Below are 12,380 nucleotides of genomic sequence, written 5' to 3' on the forward strand. Positions count from 1 at the left end.
GACCTTGGTGCCGTTCTCATGGCGAGAACGGCACCAACGTCGTGTTCGGCGAAGAGGAAGGTCGTCAGCGGCCGTGGCCGCGGTGCTTCAGATCGATGCGCACGAGGTGCCCGTCGGGTGGCTGCCCCTCACCGGGGAGCACGTTGGTCGTCGCGAGCAGGCGCTTGCCGTCCCACTCGAGGCCACCCGGGAGCGGTACCTCCACGACGGTCCGCGGTCCGCCGCGCTTGACCTCGGAGACCCGCCCGCCGAACATCTCGGCGACGTAGACGGTCCCCTTGCTGGTCACGGCGAGGTTGGTCGCACCGACGAACCCGGACGCGATCTGGCGTACCTTCCCGTTGCGCGGGTCGACCGTGTAGACGGCGCCGCGCGCCCCGAGGCTCTCGTCCTCCGGGCCGCCCGGCAGGGTCGACACGTAGAGCGTGCCGCGGGGGCCGACCTCGACGTCGGTCGGCACGGACTCGAACCAGTACTTCTCGCCGACGACGCAGTCCGGCCACCCGAGCTCGGCCGCCGCCTCGGCGGTGACCACCGCCGGCTGGGCGGGGAGCACGGCGACGGTGCGGACGCGCCCGCGGTCGCTGATCGACAGGATCGCGTTCATGCCGGCGTCGGCCAGGTACGTCGTCCCGCGCGAGGTGGTGGTCGCATAGGGGTGCGCGTCGACGACGCCCGTGTACAGGGCGGGGACCGGCACGTCGGGAACCTGGGCGACGCACGCCGGGTCGGTCCGGCGCAGCCCGTAGGTGATCTTCCCGTCGGGGTTGCGGCGTTCCTCGTACGCACGGATGTCGGCGAGGACGCGGGGTGAGCCGACCGGCTCGCCGGACCGGTTCGTGCGCAGCGTCGAGACCGTCGCGGTCGAGCCGGCGTCCGCGAAGACGGTCTCGGTGAAGGTGATCGTGCGGTGCGCGTACGACACCCCGCCCACCTCGGCGCCGTCCGGTGACGCGTAGAGAACCGTGGGTGTGCCGTCGCGGTCGACCGAGGTCAGCAGCCCCGCGAAGTTCTGGGTGACGTAGGTGGTGCCGCGTGGTCCGACTGCCAGGCTCAGCGGGGTGACGAGGCCGGTCGCGATGTCGGTGGTGACCGGTGGACGGGGGTCGTGCTTGCCGCCGTGCGCGGCGGCCGGTACTGCAGAGAACAGCAGCGTGGCGGCGGCGGTGGCCGCGACGACGGTGCGAAGGCGTCTCATGGGTGCTCCAGGATCCAGCGCCCGCGTGGAGGCAGAGCTGGGCGTCGTGCGTGCGGAGCCTGCGGCGGGGCGCGGTGACGGGGTGTCGTCCGTGCGGACGAGGTGGCGCGCGCCGTAAGGGCGGTGCCGTGGGCCGGCGTGGGCCGGTCGGGACTCTGTGCGTCGCCAGTGAGCACAGCACTTCCGAGTGTGCACCCGCACGTGGCGCGTGCGCCAGGACATGGCGGAGTCATCCCAGGTGGTGGGGCCGCCCTTCTCAGACCGGCCGGGCGTGGGTGCGGGGCGCGGACGCCGGGACGAGGACCCCGGTGAGGTGCTGCACGGCGGCCGTCTCGCCGTCGTCGAGCACCCCGGCGGCGCCGTGCAGGGCGTGGGCCAGCAGCTCGAGATCGGTCTGGAGCGAGCGGTGCAGGGGCGCCCAGGTGCGCCAGAGCGTCGCGACGGCGTCGGCGAGCGCCGGGTCCCCGGCCGCTCCGGCCGGATCGGGGAGGGGCGCGCTCACGCCGTCGAGCAGGCGCGCCGCGCTCGCGGCCCGCGACCCGGCGCCGGCCAGGGCCTGCGTGTCGATGATCGACGTCATGCCACCCCCTGTTCGACCGCGAACCTAGCAAGGTTCGTCCCCCGCACCGGGATTGTCCACAGGCCCGTGCACGACGGCGGCCGGCCCCGTGGAGGGACCGGCCGCCGGTCGGGTGCAGCCTTGGTCAGGTCAGGTCAGGTCAGGTCGGGTCAGGTCAGGCTTGGTCAGCGCCGGAACATCGGCTGCGACTGCGGGTTGAACTCCTCGTAGCGGTAGCCCTGCGCTCCCGCAAGGCGCTTGTCCTTGACCTCGAGGACGTCGAGGCCCATCTGGATGTCGTTCGAGTAGATGTAGCCGTTGTAGTAGTACGCCGACCACGACCCGCCAAGGATGAGGCGTTCGTCCGAGAGCGGGCCACGGTCGAACCAGGCGATCTCGGTCGGGTTGGCCGAGTCCGTGAAGTCCCACACCGACACGCCGCCCTGGTACCAGGCCTGGACCATGATGTCCTTGCCCTTGACCGGGATGAGCGAGCCGTTGTGCGCGACGCAGTTCTCGGTGTTCGACTGGCTGCGCGGCAGCTTCCAGTAGCTCGCGAACTCGAGGTCGCCGTCGACGATGTCGTAGATCGCGTTGGCGCCCTTCTCGTCCCCGATGGTCTCGTTGCAGGTGGGTGCGCCACCGCCGCCGAGCTCGTCGGTGAACACGACCTTGGTGCCGGCGTTGTTGAACGTCGCGGAGTGCCAGAACGCGAAGTTCTCGGTGTCGCGGACCTGCTCGACGACCTTCGGCTTCTCCCGGTCCTTGATGTCGAGAAGGATGCCGTCGCCCATGCACGCCCCGGCAGCGAGGTCCTTGGCGGGGTAGGCCGTGATGTCGTGGCAGCCGCTCGTCTCCCGGGAGTACCCGCCGGCGGGGTTGCCGCCGTCCGGGAAGAGCACGGGCTCGGCGACGAGTCGCGCGGAGGCGGGCTTCTTCACGGGGATCTTGACGATGCTGATGAGGTCGTGCGGCGGTTGGCAGTCGGGGAACGCCGCGTTGGGGCTGTACGACGAGACGTACACGTACAGGTCCTTGCCGTTCTTGCTGGGCGCGAGGGTGTGGGTGTGGGATCCGCACTTGGTCTCGACCGAGCTCACGTACCTCGGCTTCTTGGGGTCGGAGATGTCGAAGACCTTGATGCCCTCCCACGAGTCCTTGATCGTGGCGGACTGCGCGACGTTGTCGCACGTGTCGGTGCTGCGCGAGGAGTCGGTGCTCAGGACGAGCAGGTTCCCGCTGACGGAGATGTCGTTCTGCGATCCGGGGCACACGACCTGGGCGACCTGCTTCGGCTTGCGGGGGTTGCGGACGTCGTAGACCGTGAACCCCTCGTAGTTGCCGGCGTAGGCGTAGTGACCCTTGAACGCGAGGTCGCTGCTGTAGGCGCCCTCGGTGGCGAAGGCCCCGTTCTTGGGGATGTTGGCAAGGAGCTTCATGTTGCTGCTGGACGCGACCTCGCCGACTCCGAGGACGGCGTCGGAGTCGTCCAGGGTGGCGATGCTGTCGGCGAGCAGGCTGCTCGTCGTGGCGGGTTCGGCGTCGGGGGAGCCGTCGCCGGGTTCGTGCGCGAGCACCGGTCCGGTCGCGGCCAGGGATGCTGCCATGACGAGACCGGTCAGGGCTCCGACTGCCACCACACGGCTCGTACGCCGTCGTGTTATGTGACTCATGGGCGAAATACCTCCTTGGTAAGGTCCGACCAGGATCTTCCAGAGTGACCTGCGCCACAAGACGAAGACGGACTTTCTGGTGAGTTTTTACACGAAGGGAACATTGACCGTGGATCTTCTCCCGGCCCGACGCCGTCGCCTCACCCCTCGTCGCCTCGCTCGCCCTCGCCTCGCCCGCGCTGGTGCGGCGCTCCTCGGCGTGCTGGCGATCGCCGCGGCGTGCACGGCCTCCACCCACGAGGAGGAGCCGACGACGGAGGCGCTCAGCGAGGTCGTCCAGCCGGGTCGCCCGGGCGAGGAGAACCGCACGCTGAGCCCGGAGGAGTACGGCCCGCAGTCCGAGTGGAACGACGCCGACGTCGCGTTCGTGACCCTCATGATCGACCACCACCTGCAGGCCCTCGAGATGGCCGACCTCGCCACGACCCGTGCGCAGGACGCCGACGTCGCCGGCCTCGCCGAGCGCATCACCGCCGCGCAGGGACCGGAGATCCACGCGCTCGTCGGCTGGCTGCAGGGCCGCGACCTCGCCGTTCCCGTGGCGGCGGCCGAGCTCGACGGCACCGGCCCGCGCAACCCCGGCGGGGCCGGCAGCACCGGCGGCCACGCGGGCGACCATGCCGGCGAGCACGACGGCTCGACCCCGCACGGCATGCTCAGCGCCACGCAGATGGAGGCGCTCGCGGGCGCGACCGGCGCCGAGTTCGACCGGCTGTTCCTCGAGGGGATGATCGTCCACCACCAGGGCGCGGTGGAGATGGCGCAGACGGCGATGGTCGACGGCACCGACCTCTACGCGGGCGAGATGGCGGCGGACGTCGCGAGCGGCCAGGACGCCGAGATCGCCCGGATGCAGCAGATGCTCGACGGGCTGTGACCCGACGGGGTGCGAGCGCTCAGTCCGCGAGCGCGGGCGGCCACACGACCCGGAACCGTTCGAGGACGATCTCGTCCTGCTCGCTCCACGTGGCGCCGCGTGCGGCGCACGTCCGCTGCCAGTAGCGGCGGTGCTCGGTCCGCCAGGTCGCCAGCGTCCGGTCGTCCTCGCCCTCGTCGTGGGCGAAGGCCTCGTCGACGTCCGCGAACCGCGCGAGCCGCAGCTCGATGGTCCGCAGGACCGCGCGGGGGGCGCCGGCGCCGTCGCACGCGACCCAGTGCGCCCCGACCCGCGGCAGGGCCTCGCCCCGCGCGGCGAACTCGTCGACGAGCTCCGCCGTCGCACGCTTGGGACCGTGCGTGACGAGGCGCAGCAGCGCGGCGCTCAGCTCGACCGAGTCCCCGAAGCGGTCGACGACGTACTCGTCCCCGGCGCGCACGGCCTCGGGGTGCGCCGTGGTGTAGTCGGCCCAGAACCGGGCGGCGGCGGTCGTGTCGAGCGGGGCGGGCGGGGTGCGGGGCACGGCGGTCAACCTCGGGAGCGGGACTGGGGGTCGGGCAGGGGGTAGCGTTCGGGCGTCGCGGCGGCGAGGTCGAGGAGGTAGGCGCGCTGCCGGGCGTCGGCCCATGCCGCGTCGTCGGAGTCCTCGAGGACCCACGTGCCCTCCTCCCAGAGCATGTGGTCGACGGCGGCGGGCCACAGCGCCCGCTCGGCGGCGGTCAGCTCGACGTGGGTCAGGTAGGCACCGGCGAACGTCGCCCACTCGTCGGCGGTGAACAGTCGCCCGGGCGCGCCCGCGCACTCGGTGTGGAAGAGGACGAGCGCCATGGCGAGGTCGAACAGCCGCGGCTCGACGCCGCCGTTGTCCGGGTCGACGAGCACCGGGCCGTCCGTGGCCGTGAAGACGAGGTTGTTCGCCTTGTAGTCGCTGCTCACGCCGGTTCGCGGCAGGTCCGCGTCCCGGAGCGCGGGCAGTGCGCGGTCCCACCACCGCTGCCCGAGCGCCCGCACGGACGCGGCCAGCTCGGGGTGGTCGGCCAGCACCACGTCGAGCGTGGCCAGGTCGGAGGCGACGTCGTCGGCGTCGGTCGTGGGCCACTCGTACGAGCGCAGACCCGCCGTCTCGGCCCCGCCGCCCGACCCGCCCGCCGCGTGCAGACGGCCGAGCAGGTCACCCGCCGCCCGGATCTGCTCGACGGTTCCCTCGTACGCCGCGCCCTCGGCCCACGGGTAGACGACCCACCAGTCCTCACCGACCTGCCGCGGGTCGCCAATGCTGACGACCACCGGCACGCCCGTGGCCGCGAGCGACCGGGTCCAGCGGGCCATGGCGTGCGCGCGGTCGGCCCTCGCCGCGGTCCGCTTGACGACGACCGGCACGCCGTCGGTCGACCTCGCCCGGTATACCCGCGCCCACGGGGTCAGGGAGGTGGGCTCGACATCGTGCAGGTCGAACGCCTCGGCCAGGTCGGTGACGGTCGGCGAGGAGTCGGCGGGTTCCGGTGCGGCACTCATGACCCGGACAATACGGGCCGCGCGGCGGCGTCGCCGACAGTTTTTCCGGGTGCCGCTCAGGCGAGGCGCTTGGCCTTCGCCGTCAGGCCGTCCACGGAGCGCAGGGCACGCGAGGTGGTGGTCGGTCCGTCGTGCTTCGCCTCGTTGCGGTTCGCCAACGCGCGTGCCAGCCGGCCGACGACCGGGACGAGCACGAGCACGATGACGAGCGTGCGCAGGCGTCGTCCGAGAAATGCCCACATGGTGGTCCTCCAGAGGTCGGTGCCGTCGGATCTCGACGGTCTTCGACAGTAGGCACGGTCGCGGGCGCTCGCGCGCTGCGTGGGGTTGCGGCGGTGCGATGAGGCAGGATGCTCCCGTGTACCTTGCCACCCACCTGCCCCACGACCAGCTCGTCGACCGGTTGCGCGCCGCCGGGGTCGAGCACGGCCGCGTCGGACCGACCGACGAGCGCGGCTGGACCTTCGCCGACGTCGAGATCGAGCCGGCGACGAGGCCCGAGGCCCCCACGCTGACCGAGGCCCTGGCGGTCGTGGACCGTGCTGTGCCCACGCCGTGGGTCGCGCTGCTCGACATGTGGTCGGACGACGTCCCGAACGCCGTCGCGGGGGTGCTGGCCACGCGGGAGCAGGCCGGGCGCTCCGCCGTCGTCACCTGGGCGGACACCGCCGCAGATGACGACATCGATGCGGATCTGCGCCTCGGCGGCGACCCGGCGGACGTCCTCGCGGCGATCGATCGCCTCCTCGGTCTGCAGATGCCGGCCGCGCAGGCGGCGGACGAGCTGGCGGGAGCGGTGGACGTCGACGACCTCCTCGGTGCCGTCGGACGGGTCGCGGTCCTGCCTGTGACCGACGCGGACGACCTCGGGCCGTCCGCGCACCTCGTGCGGAACGACCCGGAGTTCGTACGCGCGTCCCTGCGTCGTGTGCCGCAGGCGTGGCTGCGGGTGCCGGACGACCGGACGAGCGTCGTCGTCACGGCGACGACGACGGCGGTGCCCGGGTCCGACGCGCACGTCCAGGCGGCGGTCGCCGAGTCTCAGCTCCTGATGCACCTGGGTGAGGCGCTCCGCGAGGACGAGGCGGTCTTCAGCGTGTTCCGCCTGGGTCGGACGACGTCCTGGGCGCTGGCGTCGCCGGGCGGGGTCTCGCACCACGGGAACTGGGACTCCCCCTGGTCCTACCTGGACGACCCGTCGGGTGGCCACGGGGCGGGTGAGGCGTTCGCCGCGGCGTTCGGCGAGCCGCTCGACCCGATCCGTGCCAGGGCGCTCCTCGCCGCGTCGACGTGGGACGGAGACCCGCTCGCCGAGCTCGTGCACCAGTACCGGCTCCCGGCCGTGCTGCTCGACGCGGTGGGCGACCCCGAACGGTTCCGGCACGGCGCCGAGCGCGTCGAGGGCGTCGCACTCGGCGGGGAGATCACGCCCGCCGAGCGGTCGGTGCTCGCCGCTCGGGCGCCGCGCCGCTCACCGGCGCGTCGGGCCGTCGACGTGGCGCTCCTGCTGGTCGGCCTCGCGCTGTTCGGGATCGGGTTCGCACTCGTCGTCACGGACGGTGAGCTCCTCGGCGCGACCGCCCGGCCCTGGTACGCCATGCCGGCGTGCTGGGTGGGCGGCATCCTCGCAGCGATCGGCGGCCTCTCGCTCCGGAGCGAGAGGACGCGGCACCGCCGGTTCGTCGGGGACTGACGCGCGCCGGACGGCGCGAGCCCAGCGGGGCTCACGCCGTCCGGTCGCTCAGCCGTGCGTGGCCAGGACGGCGGGAGCCGGTGCGGGACGAGCGGCGACGGCACCGTGCCCGGCGAGGTCGACACCGGCGGTGACGACGCGCGCGACGCTGCCGTCGACCTCCACGGTCGAGACCGATGCGTTCGGCAGCGCGACCAGCCCGGTCGGGTCGATCGTCGCGAGGTAGGCGCCGAGCGTGAGCCCGTGCCCGACGACGAGCACGTGCCGGTCGGCCGACCCGTCGTGGGCCGCCGCGTCGTGCGCCGCCACGATCCGGGCGAACACGGTGCGGACCCGGCCCATGAACTCGGCACCGGACTCCCCGCCGTCGAGCCCGGGGTGCGTCCCGGCAAGCATCGCCGGGACGAACTCGGACCACGGCTGCACGGCGTCGAGCTCGTGCTCCGGGCGGCGCTCGAACACGCCGAACGACAGCTCGCGCAGGTCCTTGTCGACCGTGAGCGGCTGGTCGGGGTGGTGACGCAGGAGCTCGACGGCGGTCTGCACCGCACGGCCCTGCGGCGAGGAATAGACGGTGTCGAACGTGTGCCGCGCGAGGTGCTGGGCCGTCACCCGCACGCCGGCACGTCCCGTCCGGGTCAGCGGAGAGTTGCACGAGCCCTGCAGATGCCGGCGTGCGTTGAAGTGGGTCTGCCCGTGGCGGACGAGCGTCAGTGTGAGGGTCATCGTCGGTGCGCCCTTTCGTCTGGTTCGGTCCTCCGGACGCTAGCCGTGGCGGACCACGGTCAGCCGACGGTCAGGGGCTGCCCCGGCAGCCGTCCGGTGAACTCTGCGTGCCGTCGCCGGGCGGTGCGCGGACGTCAGTCGCTCTTCGCACCGATGGTCCTGAGTGTTCACCGGTGAGTCATGTGTCCTGGTTTCACTCGGGTGGTCGGTGGGCGTATGCCCGTCGAATCCACAACAGGGGAAGAGAACATGACTTCACGTCTCCCGCGGAAGTGGCTGCAGGTCGCCGGAATCGGTGCCGTCGCCACGGCCGTCGCGATCGTCCCGGTGGCCCCCGCTGCTGCCGACGAGCACGAGGGCCCCAAGAACGTCATCATCCTCATCGGTGACGGCATGGGCTACAACCACGTCGATGCCGCGAGCCTCTACGAGCACGGCACGTCCAACCACCAGGTGCACGTCGACCCCGAGGCCGGCACCGTCGAGCACCTGCCGGGCACGCCCTCGCAGGTCTACGAGCACTTCCCGGTCCAGGTGGGCATGTCGACCCACGCCGCGAACGGGCGCGCCGAGTACGACCCGACCAAGGCCTGGGCCGACTTCGACTGGATCGCCTCGGGCGCCACCGACTCCGCCGCTGCCGGCACCGCGATCGCCACGGGCGTGAAGACGAACAACGGCGCGCTCGGGATCGACGTCGACGGCAACGCCGTGAAGAACGTCGCCGAGCGTGCCGCCGAGATCGGCAAGGCGACCGGTGTCGTGTCCTCGGTGCCGTTCAGCCATGCCACCCCCGCCGCGTGGGGCGCGCACAACGGGAGCCGCAACGACCTGCACGGCATCTCCGCGGAGATGCTCGCCGGCCCGCTGGACGTCATCGTCGGCGCGGGCCACCCGATGTACGACGACGGTCACCAGCCGCGCGAGACCCCGCGGTTCGACTACCTCAGCGAGAGCATGTGGAACGACCTGAACGACGGGCAGACGCCGTTCACGTTCGTCGAGGAGACCGAGGACTTCGAGGCGCTCGCCGCCGGCGAGGACGTCCCCGACCGGCTCTTCGGTCTGGTGCAGGTCGCCTCCACGCTGCAGCAGGCACGCCCGGGCGACTCGGCCGGCACCCTGCCGTTCGAGGTCGAGCAGAACGACGTGCCGAGCCTGGCGACCCTGACCGAGGGTGCGCTCAACGTCCTCGAGCAGAACGACGAGGGCCTGTTCCTCATGGTCGAGGGCGGCGCGATCGACTGGACCGGTCACGCCAACGAGACCACCCGCAACATCGAGGAGACGCTCGACTTCAACGACAGCGTCGAGTCGGTCGTCGAGTGGGTCGAGACCGAGAGCAGCTGGGACGAGACGCTCGTCATCGTCACGGCCGACCACGAGACCGGCTACCTCGACGGGTCGGCCTCCGACCCCACCTGGACCCCCATCACCGGGGCCAAGGGGCAGCTCCCCGACCAGAAGTGGTTCTCGGGCAACCACACGAACCAGCTCGTGCCGGTCTTCGCCAAGGGCGCGACCTCCGAGCTGCTGGAGTCCTACGCCACGGGCGAGGACCCCGTGCGCGGCGCGTACCTCGACAACGTCGACCTCGCCCGCGTGTCGTTCGAGACCTGGGGCTACGAGGACGGCCCGGTCGAGGGCGGCATCCCGCTGCGCGCGACCGTCCCGCAGGCCGGCACGGTCGAGGGCTCGCTCACGATGAGCGTCGCCGACTTCGGCGACGGGGTCGAGCTGACCGGCGGCGCGAACGTCGGCGACCGCCTGCGCTTCACCGGTTCCCTGCCGACGGTCTCCGTCTCCGACTCCCGCTCGAACGCCCAGGCGGGTCAGGGCGGCTGGGCCGTCTCCGGCCAGGCCGGTGACCTCACGGCCGGTCCGCGCGTCCTGCACGCCGACCGCCTCGGCTGGACGCCGGGTGTGCTCACGGCCAAGCCCGGCGTCTCCGCGGGCGAGAAGGTCGCGACGTCGCTCGGCGGCGGCTCCGGCCTCGCAGCCCCCGCGGCGCTCGCCACGGCGACGTCCGACGGTCGTCTCGGCACCACCGACCTCACGGCCGACCTGGCCCTCGAGGTCCCGGTCGACACGCAGGCCGGGGAGTACGAGGGCGCCCTGACGGTCTCGCTCTTCCCGGTCGACTGACGTCGATCCCACCAGCCGACGGCGCCGGTCGCCGCGGCAGCACGGGCGCGGCGGCCGGTCAGTGATGTGTCACTGACCGGTCGTCGCGTCCGCGCGACCAGCCACCTCCCAGGAGCTCGTATGACCTCGCAGCACCACGCCGTCCGCCGTCCCGTCCGTGCTCTGGCCCTCGCCGGCGCCCTGCTCGTCGCCGCCGCGCCCGCCGCGTCCGCTCTGACGACAGCGCCCACGGCGCCCACGGTGTCGGCGAGCGCCGACGAGGACGAGCCCGCAGCCCGCACGACGTGGGCGATCGAGCCCGCCGACGCCGACGGGCCCGACGGCCGGGTGTCGCTGCGCCACGTCGTCGAGCCCGGTGCCGAGGTCACCGACCACGTGGCCCTGCGCAACTTCAGCGAGCACGCCGTGACCTTCGACGTCTACGCGAGCGACGGCGTCGTCACCGCCGAGGGTCAGTTCGACCTCCTGCCCGCCGGGACGGACCCCGTCGACTCCGGCGCGTGGATCTCCATCGGCGACGCCGACGGCGAGCTCGGCGCGCCGGGCGAGGCGCAGCGCGTCGAGGTCGAGCCCGAGGCCACCGTGACGCTGCCCGTCGCCGTCCGCGCCCCGGACGACGCGACCCCCGGCGACCACCCGGCCGGCATCGTTGCGTCCCCCGCGCGGGACGACGCCGGCGGGGTCGAGCTCGACACCCGCGTCGGCGCGCGGCTGCACCTGCGCGTCGCGGGTGACCTCACCCCGGCCCTCGCCGTGCAGGACGTGCAGGCCACCTACGCCCCGTCCTGGAACCCGTTCGCCCCCGGCGAGCTGCGCCTCGACTACACCCTCGCCAACACCGGCAACGTCCGCCTCGGCGGCGAGGTCACCGCCTCCAGCGCCGGCCCGTTCGGCTGGGCGGCCCGCACGGCCGACGGCACACCGCAGCGTGAGGTCCTGCCCGCGCAGGAGGCGGGCGGCGCCGTCGTGCTCGACGCCTGGCCCCTCGGACGCCTCGGCGGCGACATCACCGCCGTGCCCCTCGTCGTCGGCGACGACGAGGTGAGCGTCCCGCTCGAACGCGCCGTCGCGCCCTACACCGCCTGGGCGCTCCCGTGGGTGCAGATCGCGCTCCTGGCGCTCGCGGTCGGCACGGTGCTCGCCGTGCGGCAGATCCGCCGCCGCCGCGAAGCGCGCACCCAGGCCCGCATCGACGCCGCCGTCGCGGCCGCACGCCGGACCGCGCCGGCCTGACCCTGCGTCCCGCCCGGCTACCCGTGACCCAGCAGCGTGGCGTCTGGTGGGCGGCGCCGGTGTTCGGGAGGATCGACCTCGCGCCGGTGTCCGCCGGCGAGGGGGCCGAGGAGGACCGGATGAGGACGACGCGCGGAACGACGCGACGGGCGGGCCGGGGGCCACGGGCCCTGCTGGCCGGGCTGACCTCCCTGACCGTGGTCGCCGGGTGCGGGCTGCTGCCGAGCGACGGACTCCGTGCCGGGGACGGGAACGAGGTCTGGGGTCCTGGCGGCTCCGGCGTCGCCGTCCACGACAAGGAGCCGGGGGATGTCGTGTGGTTAGGCCTCGAGACGGTCTGCTCGCTCGACGACGAGACGCGGATCCTCCAGATCGAGCCGGAGGTGGCCGGTGGGGAGGGGACGGTCGACTATTTCCTGCGCCCGTGGTCGCCACCCGCGGACGGCGTCGGTGCGGCGTACGAGGAGCCGACCGGACTCGTGCCGGTCGACGGTGCGCAGGTTTCGACGCGGTGCGCGTCGGGCGACCCGGTGCCGACCCAGCTGATCGCCCGGGTCGTGCGGGAGACCGAGGACACGTTGGTGGTGTCGGGTCACCGGGTCGTGTTCCACGGCCCCGGCGGACGGCGGCACCTCGACCTGGGCATCGTCGCCGTCCTGTGCGGGGACGACGAGACGTTCGACGACACCGAGGACTACCCCCGCGAGCTCTGCGTCCGGTGACCCCCTCCACGCGGGACGTGCGCCACTAGGCTGACGGCG

General features: G+C 73.0%; 12 protein-coding genes. 5 read left to right on the plus strand and 7 right to left on the minus strand.

The features are described from left to right. Positions 1–64: 64 nt before the first annotated feature. The 3 genes from OHL10_RS07415 to OHL10_RS07425 all read right to left on the minus strand — a co-directional run bounded on the left by OHL10_RS07415 (position 65) and on the right by OHL10_RS07425 (position 3,394). The gene (locus OHL10_RS07415; protein ID WP_265521562.1) at positions 65–1,198 is read right to left on the minus strand and encodes a ScyD/ScyE family protein; all 1,134 of its coding nucleotides are present in this window, start codon (positions 1,196–1,198) and stop codon (positions 65–67) included. A 256-nt stretch (positions 1,199–1,454) separates the two neighbouring features. Continuing rightward, on the minus strand, positions 1,455–1,778 hold the full coding sequence (locus OHL10_RS07420; protein WP_265521563.1) for a hypothetical protein: 324 nt from the start codon (positions 1,776–1,778) through the stop codon (positions 1,455–1,457). Positions 1,779–1,942: 164 nt separating this feature from the next. Further along, on the minus strand, positions 1,943–3,394 hold the full coding sequence (locus OHL10_RS07425) for an LVIVD repeat-containing protein (RefSeq protein ID WP_265521564.1): 1,452 nt from the start codon (positions 3,392–3,394) through the stop codon (positions 1,943–1,945). A 145-nt stretch (positions 3,395–3,539) separates the two neighbouring features. On the opposite strand from OHL10_RS07425, the gene OHL10_RS07430 reads away from it, so the two are divergent. Then, a complete protein-coding gene (locus OHL10_RS07430) occupies positions 3,540–4,307 on the plus strand; it encodes a DUF305 domain-containing protein (protein ID WP_265521565.1) in 768 nt (255 codons plus the stop codon). A gap of 19 nt (positions 4,308–4,326) precedes the next feature. On the opposite strand, the gene OHL10_RS07435 is transcribed toward OHL10_RS07430, so the two are convergent. From OHL10_RS07435 to OHL10_RS07445, 3 genes are read right to left on the minus strand one after another with little or no spacing between them, the layout of a single operon-like run. After that, the gene (locus OHL10_RS07435; protein ID WP_265521566.1) at positions 4,327–4,830 is read right to left on the minus strand and encodes an ASCH domain-containing protein; all 504 of its coding nucleotides are present in this window, start codon (positions 4,828–4,830) and stop codon (positions 4,327–4,329) included. Positions 4,831–4,835: 5 nt separating this feature from the next. Continuing rightward, a complete protein-coding gene (locus tag OHL10_RS07440; protein WP_265521567.1) occupies positions 4,836–5,822 on the minus strand; it encodes a phosphotransferase enzyme family protein in 987 nt (328 codons plus the stop codon). A 56-nt stretch (positions 5,823–5,878) separates the two neighbouring features. After that, positions 5,879–6,064 (minus strand): hypothetical protein, encoded by a 186-nt coding sequence (locus OHL10_RS07445; RefSeq protein ID WP_265521568.1) that lies wholly within the window; start codon positions 6,062–6,064, stop codon positions 5,879–5,881. Between the two features lie 116 nt (positions 6,065–6,180). Here OHL10_RS07445 and OHL10_RS07450 point away from each other — a divergent pair, with 116 nt between their 5' ends. Continuing rightward, entirely contained in the window at positions 6,181–7,515 is a 1,335-nt protein-coding gene (locus OHL10_RS07450) for a hypothetical protein (protein WP_265521569.1), read from the plus strand. A 48-nt stretch (positions 7,516–7,563) separates the two neighbouring features. On the opposite strand, the gene OHL10_RS07455 is transcribed toward OHL10_RS07450, so the two are convergent. Further along, complete coding sequence (locus OHL10_RS07455) at positions 7,564–8,241, minus strand: histidine phosphatase family protein (RefSeq protein ID WP_265521570.1); 678 nt, start codon at positions 8,239–8,241, stop codon at positions 7,564–7,566. A 249-nt stretch (positions 8,242–8,490) separates the two neighbouring features. Here OHL10_RS07455 and OHL10_RS07460 point away from each other — a divergent pair, with 249 nt between their 5' ends. From OHL10_RS07460 to OHL10_RS07470, 3 genes are all read left to right on the plus strand, one after another. Beyond that, on the plus strand, positions 8,491–10,386 hold the full coding sequence (locus OHL10_RS07460; protein ID WP_265521571.1) for an alkaline phosphatase: 1,896 nt from the start codon (positions 8,491–8,493) through the stop codon (positions 10,384–10,386). A gap of 120 nt (positions 10,387–10,506) precedes the next feature. Next, a complete protein-coding gene (locus tag OHL10_RS07465; protein WP_265521572.1) occupies positions 10,507–11,619 on the plus strand; it encodes a hypothetical protein in 1,113 nt (370 codons plus the stop codon). A gap of 119 nt (positions 11,620–11,738) precedes the next feature. Next, on the plus strand, positions 11,739–12,341 hold the full coding sequence (locus tag OHL10_RS07470; RefSeq protein ID WP_265521573.1) for a hypothetical protein: 603 nt from the start codon (positions 11,739–11,741) through the stop codon (positions 12,339–12,341). Positions 12,342–12,380: the final 39 nt, after the last annotated feature.

The sequence above is a fragment of the Oerskovia flava genome (assembly GCF_026163685.1).
Taxonomy (GTDB): Bacteria; Actinomycetota; Actinomycetes; order Actinomycetales; family Cellulomonadaceae; genus Oerskovia_A; species Oerskovia_A flava.

Coding starts and splice junctions, on each gene's coding strand:
- OHL10_RS07460 (WP_265521571.1), top strand. CDS start 8,491: ATGACTTCACGTCTCCCGCGGAAGTGGCTGCAGGTCGCCGGAATCGGT.
- OHL10_RS07415 (WP_265521562.1), bottom strand. CDS start 1,198: ATGAGACGCCTTCGCACCGTCGTCGCGGCCACCGCCGCCGCCACGCTG.
- OHL10_RS07465 (WP_265521572.1), top strand. CDS start 10,507: ATGACCTCGCAGCACCACGCCGTCCGCCGTCCCGTCCGTGCTCTGGCC.
- OHL10_RS07440 (WP_265521567.1), bottom strand. CDS start 5,822: ATGAGTGCCGCACCGGAACCCGCCGACTCCTCGCCGACCGTCACCGAC.
- OHL10_RS07455 (WP_265521570.1), bottom strand. CDS start 8,241: ATGACCCTCACACTGACGCTCGTCCGCCACGGGCAGACCCACTTCAAC.
- OHL10_RS07470 (WP_265521573.1), top strand. CDS start 11,739: ATGAGGACGACGCGCGGAACGACGCGACGGGCGGGCCGGGGGCCACGG.
- OHL10_RS07420 (WP_265521563.1), bottom strand. CDS start 1,778: ATGACGTCGATCATCGACACGCAGGCCCTGGCCGGCGCCGGGTCGCGG.
- OHL10_RS07445 (WP_265521568.1), bottom strand. CDS start 6,064: ATGTGGGCATTTCTCGGACGACGCCTGCGCACGCTCGTCATCGTGCTC.